The sequence below is a fragment of the Gelidibacter japonicus genome (assembly GCF_010725055.1).
In the GTDB taxonomy this organism is placed as follows: Bacteria; Bacteroidota; Bacteroidia; order Flavobacteriales; family Flavobacteriaceae; genus Gelidibacter; species Gelidibacter japonicus.
Window position 1 is genome coordinate 88657 of sequence record NZ_BJKB01000014.1, and the last position, 15192, is coordinate 103848.

Genomic DNA, 15192 nt, shown 5'->3' on the forward strand with positions numbered 1-15192 from the left:
ATGAAGGATTTAATATATAGGTTTATCCTAACTGATATAAGATATACTATTCAAACCTTAGACCAAAAAAAAACCTTGTAGTGTTGTTTATAACTACAAGGTTTATGACTTAAATAATAAGAGTCTACAAGTAATCCCACAAGGGCTCTATACAAATGTTTTTTTTGTTCAATATAATCTTTTGGGTATTAATCCCACTTATGGGAATAAAACTTAGTTATCTTTTAATGAACTTATAGACTTGTTCTGATGTTTCGGAATACAATTTTAACACATATAGGCCAGAACTTAAAGGTGTCACATCAATTGTTTCATTATTCAACATTTTTGCTGAAAACTCCTTCCCTAAAACACTGTAAATTTTAATTGATTTTATGGGAGTTTTTGATTTTATAAATAGTCTATCGGATGCTGGATTTGGATAGATTTCAACACTAAAATTCTCGAATTCTGGAATAGAAAGTGTGCCACACATCGGATTTGTTCCCGCTACGGCAGTAAAAACACCATCATCAATGGACCAATCCTCCCAAGCACCACCACTTCCGGTTTCCCAATCGGTGAGATCAAAATAATTGGTGCCAGATGCCGTTCCCGGAACTTTGTACACTTTTATGGCCTCTCCTCCTCTATTCCATGTGATAGGTTGAAATTTTTCAATCGTTTCTGGCATATAATCGGCAACACAATTGGATTGTAAAAAATAAGCGAATTCTGGATAAGCCGGATAATCACCAAATACTGAGGCTTTTCCATCTTCATCGACACAAATTGCTGTGTATTCATTGCAAGCGATCCCAAAAGAACGTTTATTGTTATCTTTTGAATACCGAGCCATAAAAACACTTATCCGCCCTTCCCGATCACGATCTGCAAAATGGGAATCGGTAATGACGTTTTCCATAAAAGGAATTTCCAAAAAATCGTTGTAGCCTAATGCCACTCTTGGGTGGTAAGGATTGCTCAAAGCAACTGGACTGGTCAGTGATCCATATTGTGCAGTGAAATAAGCACTTCCCAAAATGGCCATCCCAGCACTCGTACCACCAATAACACCTTGCTTGGTGTTGATGAAGGCATTTAACGCGTCTTCCATAGCATTATCCTTGAAATACTGGACATAATCATATTGGTCTCCACCTGCAAACCAAATGGCCTCTGCATTAGCTACTTTTTCCAATACATATGGATCGACAGCGGCCATAGCATCATTAATAACAAATGTTCTTACCGAGTTTATGGTCACACCCAAACTTGTGTAAAAATAATCGTTGTACCCGTCATCTCCAGAAGCTCTCAATACAACAACATCGCCACCATCGGCCTGATTCAAGAACCACTTCATGGCGTCATCTTGCTCCCCAGCACCACCCATCAAGCAAATGCCCGCTTTATGATTGGTAGTGATATCTGTAGCATTACCGGTCAGGTATTCTGTATAATTCTGAGCAAAAACCATTTGGATGCTCAGTAAAAATAAGAGTGTAATTTTCTTCATAAGCCTATAGTACTTGTTTTATTTCTGATTAGTTAAGCGATACATTAACACTGCGGTGATTTTTGCTTGAGTGGCAACCGTTCGCAAATCGCCAGTTTCTTCAATTGTGTGATCTCCACCACCGCCTGTTAAACCCAATCCATCAAGCGCCATATCTACATATCCTGAGGTAAAGGAGATATCGGCTGCTCCAGCGTTTCTCGGATTCACTGCCTCTACGGCTCCAAAGCCAAGATCCTGACTTACTGTATCATAAATTTTCAAGAGTTTTGTATTGCCTTCAGTTAATGCCAGAGGAGGATACCCATTATCGTTAAAAATCAATTCAGCAGTAGTGTTGGGGTAATTATTGGCCACAATTTGCTTCATAATGCAATGGGCCTTTTCCAATTGCTCTGGCGAAGTTGCACGAATATCGCCATGTACAATAGCCTGTTGCGCGACCACATTATTTTTTCCAAAAACAGTACCGCCTGTAAGATCATCATTAACATCCAAATCAGTGCCACCAATAATAAAACCCGGATTAAAGGTCAAGTCCTTTTCTTTGGATAACTGCAAATAAAATTCATTCAAAATCCGCGAGGCTTCATAAATAGCGCCCACTCCAATATCCTTCGTGAACACCTGCGATGAATGCGCCGGTACCCCGGTGACTTTCAATTGCCAATCTGAAGACCCCCGACGGGCAACCACAATGGTTTTCGGATTATTGTCTCCATTTTCAAATCCTAAGGCAATATCGGCACGTTTGGCAGCTTCTATCAAATCTCTTTTAGACAATTCAATAGGTTCGCCACTTTTCTCTTCGTCGCCAGTCATGACGATTTCGATGGACATATCGTCTAAAACGCCAGCCTCTTTCAAAGCTTTCATGGCCAAAATAATAATCACGTCCCCACCTTTCATATCAGCAACACCCGGACCTTTCATAATATTCTCGTCTATCATGGTGTATTCCTGAAATGGGCTATCCAATTCAAAAACTGTATCCAAATGACCGATCAACAGAAATTTCGGCCCCTTTTTACCTTCTCTTTTAGCAATCAAATGTCCGGCTCGACCGTAAGCTTCGCCGCTGGTCAATTCGGTATGGAATCCGAGTTGATCCAATTCTGCCTTAAACAATTCACCCACTTTTTTCACGCCATCAAAGTTCATCGTTCCACTATTGATATTGACTGCTTTTTTAAGCAAATCAATGGAAGCATCTACATGTTGATCGACAGATTTTATAATTTTTTTCTCCATTTTTCCTTTTTGTGCAAATGACAAGCTACTTATGAACAGAGCTGAAAGTATGAGAATTTTTTGTGATGTTTTCTTCAAAATAATAAGTTTAATTTAGTGAGAAATGTTCGCCTGGTAAATAGATATTCAGTTGAAGACCATGGGCCCCCAGTTTATCGTCATGCACATTTTTTGAACCTTTCGGGTTTTTTAGTGTAATGACCTGTGAATCGCCAATAATCTCAGCATTTGTACCACTCACCAATATAGCCGTAGCTTCATCAATACCAATACCAAGCATTTCAGGATGCTCTATAACGGCACTGATCAATCGGTTGTAGCGACTGCGTTTTACGAAATGCTGATCGATAATCACATTGGTCAACATGCCCAATCCAGTTCCGATTTCGATATTGTCCGCATCAATATTACGGAATGTGGACGCATATTCCGGATGTTTCAATTCGGCACCCGTAATCATCATTTTGCTCATGACCGCTGCTCCAGCACTGGTACCAGCAATCAGATTGCCTTTAGAATAGGCATTGTGGATGGCCTTTTCTATATCAGTTCCGGCAACAATATCCATAAATCGGTTTTGATCGCCACCTGAAATATATATCATTTTGGCGTTTTTGATGGAATCCACTTTCGATTTAGTTAAGACCTCATCTTTCACAAAATCAAGCCCATAAACATTTTTTAGTCCTTTTTCGATAAATTGTTTGCTGGCATAATAGACCGCAGAATCTGGTTCTGAACTGGACATTGGTAAAATAATACCATATCCCGATTTATCGATTCCCGATTCCTTGATGATTCGATCTATCATAGCAGAAGGTCTGGAACCTCCGCCTATGATCACCAATTTGCCTTTATTCTGAACCTCCTGTGCAATTATGGGAGTAATGCAGAACATACTCCCAATAAATACACATATTGCTAAAAATCCTTTTAACCTCATCATTATGGCTTTTTTCCTATTACAATTCCGCTGATGCCAGCAGTTCCTTGATAATAGATTTCTGCGTCACTTCCATCCAAGTTGGCTCTCATCATGGTATATGCTCTTCGGTCTCCCCAATAAAGTTTTTCTCCATACGGGTCATAAGCCAAACCATACACCACACGTGAAACGCCTACAGCAATGGTAGTAATCCCAGTGCCGTCTAAATTTGCCGATTTGATTCTGATATCTCCAGACGCAACATATTCATCATAATAAATACGGTTTCCAACCACGATGATACTCGCACCTTCAACCCCAGGAATTATTTCTGTTTCTCCGGTACCATCTAAATTTTTAGACCATACACCTCCATCGTAATTAATCCAATAGAGTTTTCTATTGACCAGATCAATGGCCAATCCGTCAGGATCATTTGCTTGACCGGTAACGAAATCTTCTACTTGAGAAAGATCTGTACTGCTCAAATCTGAACGTTGGACTCCACTACTTGTATTAAAATAGAGTTGGTTTTCCTCATAATCAAAGGCCATCCCAATTGGACTGTTTACATTAGTCCTGAATTCCTCAAAATTACTACCATCTAAATTGGCTCTGAAAATTTTATTAGCACCATAATCACTGATATACAATTTATTGTTTAAGGTGTCCATTGCCATACCATATGATGTTTGGGCCACTAAACCATTTATTGGTGTAAAAATTGGTGCTTGCGTATTGATAAGACCTTGATACACCTTGGTGCCATCCGTAAAATAAATCGGCGTGCCTGTGGCGTTAGGATCTTTAATTACAATGGTTTGTGACGATTCTTTTATTTCTAAAGAACCAGAAGTTGTGACCACTAAGTTTACAACATAGACTCCAGCCTCGTTATAAATATAGGTAGGACTGGTTTCTGTAGAGGAATTGCCATCTCCGAAATTCCAATAATAGGTGGCATTTCCTACGGTTCCTGGCACTATAGATGTGTTGGTAAACGTAACCGTGGCCGGTGCGAACTCATCATTGCTTATAGTATAAGTAAATGAAGGTACCGTACTTGCCGGTGGCACCGGAAAATCATCATCACTACAGGACTGAAAACAGATACCGATTGTCATTAAAAAGAATATAATAAACGAATTTTTCATAGTTTTTTATTTAATTAATGCGATACCTCTTACACTCCCTAATCCCGATTTCAACACTTCCTTGTTTGAGCCGTCCAAATCAGCACGATACAATTCGCCGGAATCTCGTCCGCCCCAGTATAATTTATTGGTTTCATTATCTATTATAATCCCGTAAATTCTGGTTCCGTTATCATCAACAGTTTCAATATTGGTCCCGTCAAGATTTGCTCTTTTGAGTTCATCTGAATTTTGGTCGTCAAAATAAATTTTGTTGTTTACAGTATCAACTGCAACCGCGTATCCATAAATTCCTGAAATAATAATAGAAGCGTTGCTTCCATCCAAATCAGCTATATACAAATCTTCAATATTGGCATCATAGGCATATAGTTTATTATTAACCAGATCTAAAGCCAAACCTCTCCATGACGCTGAGGGAATGTTTAAAATTCCTATCTCTGGACTTGTACCGTCTAAATTTGCTCTTGACACATTGCCATCATTATCAACCCAGTACACCTTATTTCCTGCAACATCTAAGGCAATAGCGTAAGGATCATCGATGTCTGAGGCAATAACTTCCAATTCCGAGCCGTCGGGATTCATTCTCCAAATATTTCCAAATGGTGTTGTATCAAAATCACTGAAATAAATTTTCTCATTAATTTCATCATAAGCCATTCCAACACCAGCCTTACCTGCTAAATCCAAAACATCAGAAATTGTTCCCGAACCGTCCAAGGATAGTTTTCTCATAAATTCGGTGCTGTAATCAATATAGTATAATTCTGCTGGATCTTCTGGTGCAGCGGCGACAATGATTTCCTTGGAAAACGTATGGGCACCACCTGCCCCATTGGACGTAAGTGTTACGGTAAATGTTCCTGCCGACGGATAGAAAAAGGTCGGATTTGTTTCGGTTGAACTTGAGTTATTAGCATCTCCAAAAGACCAGCTGTAGCTTGTGGCCCCTAAAGAGGTATTAGTGAATTGAACCGGAATATTAGCCGTTAAATTGTCTTCATCAGTCACTGTAAAATTACTAGCCGGAGTGACCTTGATTTCCATACTGGAAATGGTAGAACCACCGGCACCGGTAGAGACCAAGCTCACCAAAAACACATCACTAGATTGGTATGATTTTTTAGGCGATACCTGATTGGATGTGGTGCCATCTCCAAAACTCCACAAATACGCCGTAGCATTTTGGGATGTGTTGGTAAATTGAATATCCTCACCTACCTTGACTTCCGTTTTGCTTGCAGTAAATTCTGCTTGCGATTGTGGTGGTGTGACATCATCATCATTTTGGCACGTAAAAAATGCTAAAGAGAAGACACTTATTAGTATGTAATTTAGAAATTTAGTTTTCATAAGATCTATTTTAAATGTGGTGATTAGTTTTTAATAGCCAGGGTTCTGTGTCATTCCTGGGTGATTGTTGGTTTGGATTTCATCAGATGGAATCGGAAACAAGGTTTGGTTAACGCCGTTGACATTTGGCAAAACCGCAATGGCTCTTCCTGTTCTGACCAAGTCAAACCATCTGTGACCTTCAAAAGCAAATTCTATACGTCTTTCCTTTTCGATGATTCTCAGTAATTGGGCAGGCGAAGTTTCGGAAGTAGGCGTAAGGTTTGCTCGCAATCTGATTTTGTTGATATCACTTTGTATTGCAGCTATATTTGGTGCCGTTTTATGGGCTTCAGCTTCTGCCCTAATCAAATACATGTCTGCCAATCTTAAGACGATAACATTATCTGCACCGAGACTTAGATCGTCATATTTGATGGCATAAGCACTTGTTCCAGCAAAGGCAATCGAAGCCTCATAACGAGCATCTCCAGTTTCATAGGCCGCTAGCAAACTTGCCGACGGTTCTACTTCCCTTCTTCCGTTTAAGGAAGTTGGAAAATTATATTCTGCAATACGGTTACGTTCGGTTTGGGAAAAATAAATCTCAAAAATGGATTCTGAAGATAGATCCGCCGCAAAAATGTCTGCATAATTGCCCAACAAAGTGTAACCACCGTTATCAATGACATCAGTTGCAAAAGTAACTGCCTGATCGTAATCACCTTTATACAAAAACACACGTGCCAATAAGGCTTTTGCCGCATATTTAGAAGTTCTCACTTTGTTGCCCGAGGCCGATAGATTTTCTGATGCAAACACTAAATCGTTAATGATTTGACTATACACCTGATCTACAGGATCTCTAGGAGCGTCTAAGTTCCCAACTCCCACAGTTGGCAAAGTTTTGATGGGAATGGCACCAAAATAATTCAGTAAATTGAAATGGTTAAGCGCTCGGATAAAATAAAGTTCACCTAAAGCGGCGTTCTTTTCGGCCTCTGTCATATTCTCAATACCTGGCACTTTATCTATGACGTTGTTGGCAACGTTGATGCCACCGTACATAATACTCCACATGCCTCCAACTGATCCATTTTCTGGAAGAATATTATTGTTGGCAATCTCTCTGTATTCACTGGCGGTTGCTCCAATGGGATGGGACAAATTATCGGCCGCTAAATCAGGAAAAATCACATTTGATCTTCCATAATAGCTAAAAGCCGGAAAATAAGAATACGCTCCTAAAATCCCCTTTTCAATATCTTCTTTAGTTTTAAATGCGGTACTTGCCTCAATAGAGCTTTTTGGTTCCACTTCCAAAACATCACAGGACCAGGCCGCTATCATAACAAAAATCAATAAAATACTCTTTTTCATCTTCTTAAAGTTTTAAGTTAATTCCTAAAGTGAATGTTTGTGCTTGTGGATAGGTAAAGAAATCAGTTCCAATAACCGAATTATCATCACCTCGATAATTAACCTCAGGATCCAAACCTGTATAATTTGTAAATGTGAATAAGTTCTGGGCGCTTAGATAAACTCGGATAGAGCTAAAGAATGTTTTTCTCAACATCTCGTCATCCAACGAATAACCCAAAGTCACATTCTTGAATCTTAAATACGAGCCATCTTCTATAAATCTTGAAGACACCCGTTTGTTTTGTGCAGCTTTTACCGGATCTGTTGTAGCTCTCGGAATATCCGTAATATCTCCTGGCTGTCTCCATCTTCTTAATATTGCAGTGGTCTGGTTATCGCCACCTTGCAGGGATTCCAAAAACAATCTGGATCCATTAAAAACATCATTTCCCTGGGAACCCTGTAAGAAGATACTTAAGTCAAATCCTTTGTATGAAAAGTTATTGGTCAATCCGTAGATGAAATCTGGATGCGGATTACCAACAATGGTTCTGTCCTCAGAGGTGATGACACCATCAAAATTGGTATCGGCATATACAATATCTCCAGTGGACGGATCGACCCCGAGCGATTTATAACTGTAGAAGATTCCAATAGGTTGACCTTCCATAATACGGTTACCACCTCTTCCAATATCATCAATGGGTTGACCGTTATAAAGTTCCAATACTTTATTTCGATTTCCGGATATATTAAATTGTGTGTTCCAACTGAAATCGCCCACAAAATTTCGAGTCTCTAAAGTCAATTCGATACCTTTATTTTCAACCCGTCCTACGTTTTCAGTAATTGACGAAAACCCAGAGGTGGGTGGCAACGGCCTGCTCAGCAATAAATCTTTGGTCTGTTTATCATAATAATCGGCGGTAAGCATCAAACGATCATTGAGCAAACCTAAGTTAAACCCAAGGTTAAATTGAGCTGTACTTTCCCACTTTAAATCTGGGTTAGGAATATTGCTTGGATAGATTCCAGGTAATCCAGAATAAACGGTGGTGCTATAGAGTTCAGAAAATAAGAACGGACTGATATCGTCATTTCCCGTCAAGCCATAACTTACACGAAATTTCAAGTCGGACACAGTGTTCAAATTCTCCATGAAATCTTCCTCGATAACACGCCAGGCCAAGGATGCTGCTGGGAAAAATCCAGTTCTATTGTTTTCCCCAAATTTGGTAGAGGTATCAAATCGTCCGGTGAACGTAGCAATATACTTGTCGTCAAAATTATAATTCAAACGTCCAAAATAGGAACGCAAACCTGATTCGGTAGCCCCTGAACTCGCTGAAACTATGGTAGCCGCCGAATTAAGGTATTCTAAACTGTCATCGGCAAAATCCTGGCCTCTAATATAAGAAGAGGTTCTTTCATAGCTTTCAAAACTGTAACCCAATAAAGCATCCAGTTTATGGTTTCCAAAACTCTTATTATAGGTTAAAAGATTATTGGAAACGATATTGGTCACATTGCTGTAAGTTTCAAATCCAAGTCCGTTATACTTGGCACCTTGAACCGTTTTGGTCGATTCGTAAGAGTGCTCCCTAAAGTTCATGAAATCCACACCCCATTTTGTGGAAAACTTTAGGTTGTCAATAATTTTCCAATCCAAATAAAAGTTTGAGTTAGTTCTATATGAGTAATTCACTGCAATAGCCTCATTTGCTATGGATACGGCATTGGAATAAGGTCCCGATTGATTGTAGGAACCATCTTCGTTATACACTGGAAAAATAGCCGGAGTGGAAATACCATTAGGCAAAGGTCCATGAAGTGTTTGGTCACTTTCAACCCTGTTGGTTTCGGCATATGCCAATCCAATGCTCGTACCAATAGTAAATCTATCCGATAATTGATGGTCAATATTGGCACGCGCATTCAATCTGCGGTAATCCGTTCCAATCAAAATTCCCTCTTGGTCAAACAAGGAACCGCTAATAAAGAATTTCGTTTTTTCGGAACCACCAGTGGTAGAAATCTCGTAACTACTAATTGGTGCTGTTCTAAAAATCACGTCTTGCCAGTCGGTATCAACCGTGATATTGTTCATTTGTTCTGGCGTAAAAACCGTAGTACCCGTAAGATCATTTCTGTATTCCATCCACTGTCTGGAATTTAACATATCCAATCTATTCCATGCACGTTGCATTCCAGAATACACATTGACATTTACCACTGATTGTTGAGCTTTACCACGTTTGGTCGTAATCAATACGATTCCGTTAGACGCCCTCGCCCCATAAATAGCAGTTGCCGAGGCATCTTTCAAAATACTTATAGATGCGATCTCACTCGGATTTAAATCTGATAGTGCGCTAGACCCTTGCCCCGAATAACTTAACTGACCGTAATCTCCCGTCGTTACAGGAATACCATCAATAATATAAAGCGGTTGGCTAGATCCACTAATAGATGTCAAGCCACGAATCCGAACGGACATTTCGCCACCAGGTGTTCCTGAGTTCTGCATCACCTGAACGCCTGAAGACTGTCCTTGAAGTATACCGTCAACAGACGACACAGGCAAATCTTCAATCTGTTGTGAACTGATGGAGGATATGGCATCACTGATTAGCGACTTACGTTCTGTACCATATCCAATAACCACAATCTCTTCCAAGGCTAAGTTATCGGCAACCATGGTCACGTTGACTGTTGAAAGTCCAACAATAGAAACTTCTTTAGTAACGAATCCCAAATATGAAATGACAAGAGTTGTGGCATTATCCGGAACGGATATTTCGAAGTTTCCATCAAAATCTGTTGTAACCCCTTGGTTGGTTCCCTTAATCTGTACCGTAGCCCCCAATAATGGCGTACCAGTATCATCATAAACAGTTCCTTTGATGGAACGTTGTTCTTGATTTTGGCCGACTGTTCCAATAGCCTTTAAACTTACATCTTCTTTAATGACGACTTGCCTAACATCTATTTTATAACTTAGGTTAGTGTTTTTTAAAGCGGCATCCAAAATAGCTGAAAGTGTAGCATTTTTGAGCTTTAAGGATACTTTATGCCTTAAAACATCATCTTTGTAGAAGAATAAAAACTCACTTTTATTTTGAATTTCTTTAAACAATTCTTCCAAGGAAACATTTTTTACATTGATATCCATCTTCGTTTGGGCTTCTGATAAATTTGCAAAAGCAGAACCCAAACCGAAGGTTATTAGTAATAGGAAAACTCGCATCATATGTACCAAATAGTATCTAAAAGATTTTATCCTTTTAAAAGAATAAAGGTTCTCATTTTTATTCATAATTTTGTTTTAGTGGTTAATATTGCTGATTTACAGTGGTATTGATTTTTCTGTATGATAGAGGATGTTGGCGCATCTTCTATCTTTTTTTATGGGAATAATGTCTTCAATAGCGTCTTTGAATTTAGTTAATGATTAGTTGATTATTTTGAGTCAATTGGTATTCGAATTCAGAAGATTCAGTGGCTTTAATAGTTTCCATGACATGTTCAATGCTTTCCTTGACATCCAAATATCCCGAGAAGGTTTCGTTTGCCAAATTTTTGTCATTGATGATGATTTCTACGTTATAATACCGTGCAATTTTTTTCATAATCGATTTAAGCGAATCGTTTTTGAAGATAAAAACACCATCACGCCAAGAGAAATAAGGTTCAATAGCTACTGATTCTGTCTTGATTGCCCTGTCATCCTTGTCAAATGTAGCCAAGGTTCCAGGTGTAATTACAATATGTTTTTGGGCGTTGAAGAGCTTGTCTTCAGTCACATTTATCTGAACACTCCCACTTTGCAATACTGTATAGATAGCTGGGTCATCTTTGTAATTGCTCACATTAAAGACAGTTCCCAAAACTTCGATTTCGTGATGCTCAGATTTGACCAAAAAAGGTTGATTCTGACGGTGTGCCACTTCAAAAACACCTTCACCTTGAAGATATACTTCCCTTTTATTCTTTGAAAAGTGGGCTGGAAATATCAATTTCGAACCTGAATTTAGCCAAACTTTGCTCCCATCGGAGAGTACAATTTCTGAGCGTTTGCCAAACGGCACAATTAAGGTATTAAAAACCGGCTGGTCTTTTTGGGATGTTTTCTGGCTTACTGATTTTTCATTTCCAATCTGAACCTGCTCACCTGTGCTTGAATAACTGATGGCCGAATCGTCTTCAGTTATTTCAACATTATGGTCATCACTCAAAACAAGTTGTACTTTATTTGACGATTCCAAATCTTCTGCTGTTTTTGCGAAGACTTCAATTGGTGATGGTTGAGGCATTTGCGAGTTAAAAATGCCTATGGAGAGAAAGGTTACAACTGCAGCAGCAGTAACTCCAACTCCGTATTTTAACAGTCTTCTACGTTTTATATAGCTATAAACAGAATTTGAAATTCGCCGTTTTAATTGCGCTTTCTCCTCTTTTTTAAGACTCTTAAAGTTTATATTTTTTTGAAAATTGTTTTCCATGATACTATCTGAACAGTTTATAAAACACAACTCATTTCAATGATTAACATCAAAACAGATAATGTCCTATTAGGATAAGTCAGATAGTCTTAGTTTATAGACACTTTTATTTAAAAAATTATAAAAAGAATGAAAAAATGAAAAGCCCTAAGGAGTATAACTGTTTTCTTAAGGTTTTAATGGCCCTATAAATAATGGTCCTCGAAGTTGCAACAGAAACTTTCATAATGGCAGCGACCTCCTCGTAAGAACGCTCTTGAGTAAATCTCAAAGACAATGCTTTTCTTTGCCTTTTACTCAATTTAGTGATGGCTTTAGCGAGCTTATATGCGCGATCGTTTTCAAACTCTTCTGCACATATACGGTCCTCAATAGAGATTTCGCTCAATTTAAGTTCTTGTTCCTGCTTATGTGGAATAAACGTACGGCTTTTATTCTCAATTTTAAGAATGTTGTTTTTTAAGGATCTAAAAAGATAATAGGTAACATTATCTGTCACCGCAATTGTTTTTCTGTATTTGTAAAGATTTAAAAACAGATCATGAATGGCATCCATGACTTGGCTTTTATCTGAAGAAAACTGCATACCATAAGCAAACAGTTCATCCACATAAATATCATAAAGATCGCCCATAGCGCGAACATCACCATCTTTTAGTTTTGTCCATAAAACCAGTGTTCTATTTTTATGTCGCTCCAACTTTACAATCTACTGAAAATGAATAGTCACCTAATAAAAACTAATACCTCTGCAAATCAACCCTATAAACTTATTTTCATATGTCAATCAACAAGAAATCAGATCAGGCCGATTAAGAAGAGATAATCCATAGCCTCATATTAGGCTAAAGTATCCATTTTTAGATAAAAAACACGAAGAATAACGCTAAAAGTCAAATGACCCAAGATTGAAGTTAAGAGCTTCAAAGAAAGAAAACGGCCTCACAACAACATTAGAGAAACCTTAGAGACCAAAAAAAAAAAGATTTCAAAATTAATTCGCTAGTTCAATAGCACGGTCTTCATAAAGCCATTGAGTAATACCACCTTCTAGGTCGTAAACTTTGACAAAGCCAGCCTCTATCAATTTCTCAGCACACTCTGCACTGCGCTTTCCTGACCGGCAATAGATGATAACGGGCTTCGTTTTGTCTAAATTTTCAATATCTGACTCAAATGTTGGGGAATACCAATCAATATTTTGTGAGTTTTTGATGAATCCATCTTCACGCTCTTTTGCTGTTCTTACATCAACCAATTGCACCTCTTCCAACTCCATCAAAGATTGCATTTCTTCAGGGGTAACCAAAATAATCTCGCCATCAGCTTTGTCTTTACAGCTGGTAAGGAAGACAGAAGCAATAATAAAAATCAATAAATAACGGTTCATAATATGTGGTTTAACTTTCTTATAAAGAAAAGAATGATATTTTATTGTGTAGATGGGCCTTTCCATTCAATAAAACCTCCCATTAAATTATAGGCATTTTCAAATCCCAAAGAATTCATTATTGAACAAGCCTGGCCACTTCTCCCACCTGATCTGCAATACACATAATATTTTTTATCCGTATCAAGTTTTTTTATTTCGTTGATGAACTCTTGACTTTTATGTATGTCTAAATGAATCGCTCCCGGAATATAACCTTCGTCGACTTCCTCTTGTGTTCTTACATCCAAAATAACCGCATCCTTATCTTGGTCCAATTGGGACGCCCATTCTTGTTGCGTTAAATCTGCCATCGAATTTTTTTTTTGAGAATACAAAATTAACGTTTCTTTATGATATAGACGAAAAAAAATCCGAAGTGTTACACTCCAGATTCATTTTTTAACATTTGAATCCTCCTTAGTTCCCGTGATTTTTCATCAATATACTCTTATAATTTTATTGAGCAACCTATGGCCCTTGTTTGGGTTTCCTTGATTGGTTGACCCGATAAAAGTGCCTCCACTGCGTTTTCGACATATTTCGATGTTACAGCACCTTCATCTTGATAATTATCATCAATAGCACCAATATATTTCACTTCATTCCCTTTGCTGGTCTTCTGCAGAACATATACTTCAGGCGTTTTTGAAGCTCCATATTGTGGAGAAATCTTTTGGGCCTCATCTATTAAGTAAGGAAAAGTGAATCCTTTAGACTTTGCTCTTTGTATCATGGCCGCCATATTATCTCGAGGTTGGACCTCTGGATTGTTTGGCATAATGGCAATCACCGGATAACCTTGGATTGCATACTTTTTGTTGAGAGCTAAAATTCTATCTTCGTAAGCCACAGAATAAGGGCAGGAATTACAGGTGAAAATGACAATAAATCCTTTGGCATCTTTAAAGTCTGATAAGGATACCATATTACCGTCAACACTTTCAAGTTCAAAATCGGTGGCAATATCACCAATTTTATAGCCATTTCCTACAGTGGCAAAGGCAGAGAGCATTACGAGGGCCACGATAGCAAAAAATCCTTTAATATATTTCATGGTTTTATGTTGTTAATTTGACCTGTCTTCCAAAAATTGTTTCATCATCCTTGCGGTCCTAATACGTTGCTTAATTTAAAAATTTCTTTACTTCTGCTTCCAGTTCCTCATAAGTAAATGTTCGTTCATAAAACTGGCGTTTATCCTTATTAAAAATAAGCGTTGCAGGAATGGCCCCAGACCAATCAGGGTCAATGGCAGGGATCCAGGTATGGGAATCATTATCATTCAAAGCGACAACTTTGGATTTCAAATTATTCTTTTTTATGAATGGCTTCACATGGGAATCATACTTCTTTGGAAAATCCAAACTTACCAATAAGAATTCAACATTCTTATCACTGTAAGCAGAATTCAAAGCTTCAAAATAAGGCAATTCCTTAATACAGGGTGCACACCACGTGGCCCAAAAATTAACGACATAGATTTTATCCGTATTCGTTTTAAGAAAAGGTTTTAAACCTTCAAAATCATAGACGTCTAAGGAAACTGCAGAATAATCTTCATTATGGTCAATATCATCCATAGTCCCATTTCGGGCACTCTCGTCTTTGCAAGATGCCGTTAAAATCAATAACAACAAACAGAATAGTCTCATGCCATAAAAGTAAAAATCCAATTGATGTTTAATTAAACTTTAACAAAAAATTATCGTCTAAATAACTCAACAAATCAAAAT

At 38.2% G+C, this 15192-nt stretch carries 13 protein-coding genes; all 13 read right to left on the reverse strand.

Features of this window, described 5'->3' with window-relative positions; all coding sequences use genetic code 11:
• Positions 1–217: 217 nt before the first annotated feature.
• The 13 genes from G6N06_RS14205 to G6N06_RS14265 all read right to left on the reverse strand — a co-directional run bounded on the left by G6N06_RS14205 (position 218) and on the right by G6N06_RS14265 (position 15111).
• Positions 218–1498 carry a T9SS type A sorting domain-containing protein gene (locus G6N06_RS14205; protein ID WP_163517452.1) on the reverse strand — a complete coding sequence of 427 codons (1281 nt, stop codon included), beginning with the start codon at positions 1496–1498 and terminating at the stop codon, positions 218–220.
• Positions 1499–1516: 18 nt separating this feature from the next.
• On the reverse strand, positions 1517–2827 hold the full coding sequence (locus tag G6N06_RS14210; protein ID WP_240338074.1) for a M20/M25/M40 family metallo-hydrolase: 1311 nt from the start codon (positions 2825–2827) through the stop codon (positions 1517–1519).
• Positions 2828–2837: 10 nt separating this feature from the next.
• Positions 2838–3695: a cyanophycinase gene (locus G6N06_RS14215; RefSeq protein WP_205334779.1), complete on the reverse strand. Its 858-nt coding sequence runs from the start codon at positions 3693–3695 to the stop codon at positions 2838–2840.
• Complete coding sequence (locus G6N06_RS14220; RefSeq protein ID WP_163517454.1) at positions 3695–4828, reverse strand: PKD domain-containing protein; 1134 nt, start codon at positions 4826–4828, stop codon at positions 3695–3697. Before G6N06_RS14220 ends, G6N06_RS14215 begins: the two co-directional genes overlap by 1 nt.
• Positions 4829–4834: 6 nt before the next feature.
• Positions 4835–6184 (reverse strand): PKD domain-containing protein, encoded by a 1350-nt coding sequence (locus tag G6N06_RS14225; RefSeq protein WP_163517455.1) that lies wholly within the window; start codon positions 6182–6184, stop codon positions 4835–4837.
• 30 nt (positions 6185–6214) lie between these two features.
• Entirely contained in the window at positions 6215–7543 is a 1329-nt protein-coding gene (locus G6N06_RS14230; RefSeq protein WP_163517456.1) for a RagB/SusD family nutrient uptake outer membrane protein, read from the reverse strand.
• 4 nt (positions 7544–7547) lie between these two features.
• The gene (locus tag G6N06_RS14235; protein WP_240338075.1) at positions 7548–10841 is read right to left on the reverse strand and encodes a TonB-dependent receptor; all 3294 of its coding nucleotides are present in this window, start codon (positions 10839–10841) and stop codon (positions 7548–7550) included.
• 124 nt (positions 10842–10965) lie between these two features.
• On the reverse strand, positions 10966–12027 hold the full coding sequence (locus tag G6N06_RS14240) for a FecR family protein (RefSeq protein ID WP_163517457.1): 1062 nt from the start codon (positions 12025–12027) through the stop codon (positions 10966–10968).
• Positions 12028–12145: 118 nt separating this feature from the next.
• Positions 12146–12727 carry an RNA polymerase sigma factor gene (locus G6N06_RS14245; RefSeq protein ID WP_163517458.1) on the reverse strand — a complete coding sequence of 194 codons (582 nt, stop codon included), beginning with the start codon at positions 12725–12727 and terminating at the stop codon, positions 12146–12148.
• Positions 12728–13021: 294 nt separating this feature from the next.
• The gene (locus G6N06_RS14250; protein WP_163517459.1) at positions 13022–13417 is read right to left on the reverse strand and encodes a rhodanese-like domain-containing protein; all 396 of its coding nucleotides are present in this window, start codon (positions 13415–13417) and stop codon (positions 13022–13024) included.
• 41 nt (positions 13418–13458) lie between these two features.
• Positions 13459–13770: a rhodanese-like domain-containing protein gene (locus G6N06_RS14255; protein ID WP_163517460.1), complete on the reverse strand. Its 312-nt coding sequence runs from the start codon at positions 13768–13770 to the stop codon at positions 13459–13461.
• Positions 13771–13907: 137 nt separating this feature from the next.
• Positions 13908–14513 (reverse strand): thioredoxin family protein, encoded by a 606-nt coding sequence (locus G6N06_RS14260; RefSeq protein ID WP_163517461.1) that lies wholly within the window; start codon positions 14511–14513, stop codon positions 13908–13910.
• Between the two features lie 70 nt (positions 14514–14583).
• On the reverse strand, positions 14584–15111 hold the full coding sequence (locus G6N06_RS14265) for a TlpA family protein disulfide reductase (protein WP_163517462.1): 528 nt from the start codon (positions 15109–15111) through the stop codon (positions 14584–14586).
• Positions 15112–15192 lie beyond the last annotated feature (81 nt).

What these genes read in the sequence shown, in the direction of transcription:
- G6N06_RS14205 (WP_163517452.1), bottom strand. Translation starts at nt 1,498, where the DNA reads ATGAAGAAAATTACACTCTTATTTTTACTGAGCATCCAAATGGTTTTT.
- G6N06_RS14215 (WP_205334779.1), bottom strand. Translation starts at nt 3,695, where the DNA reads ATGATGAGGTTAAAAGGATTTTTAGCAATATGTGTATTTATTGGGAGT.
- G6N06_RS14220 (WP_163517454.1), bottom strand. Translation starts at nt 4,828, where the DNA reads ATGAAAAATTCGTTTATTATATTCTTTTTAATGACAATCGGTATCTGT.
- G6N06_RS14225 (WP_163517455.1), bottom strand. Translation starts at nt 6,184, where the DNA reads ATGAAAACTAAATTTCTAAATTACATACTAATAAGTGTCTTCTCTTTA.
- G6N06_RS14230 (WP_163517456.1), bottom strand. Translation starts at nt 7,543, where the DNA reads ATGAAAAAGAGTATTTTATTGATTTTTGTTATGATAGCGGCCTGGTCC.
- G6N06_RS14235 (WP_240338075.1), bottom strand. Translation starts at nt 10,841, where the DNA reads ATGAATAAAAATGAGAACCTTTATTCTTTTAAAAGGATAAAATCTTTT.
- G6N06_RS14240 (WP_163517457.1), bottom strand. Translation starts at nt 12,027, where the DNA reads ATGGAAAACAATTTTCAAAAAAATATAAACTTTAAGAGTCTTAAAAAA.
- G6N06_RS14250 (WP_163517459.1), bottom strand. Translation starts at nt 13,417, where the DNA reads ATGAACCGTTATTTATTGATTTTTATTATTGCTTCTGTCTTCCTTACC.
- G6N06_RS14255 (WP_163517460.1), bottom strand. Translation starts at nt 13,770, where the DNA reads ATGGCAGATTTAACGCAACAAGAATGGGCGTCCCAATTGGACCAAGAT.
- G6N06_RS14260 (WP_163517461.1), bottom strand. Translation starts at nt 14,513, where the DNA reads ATGAAATATATTAAAGGATTTTTTGCTATCGTGGCCCTCGTAATGCTC.
- G6N06_RS14265 (WP_163517462.1), bottom strand. Translation starts at nt 15,111, where the DNA reads ATGAGACTATTCTGTTTGTTGTTATTGATTTTAACGGCATCTTGCAAA.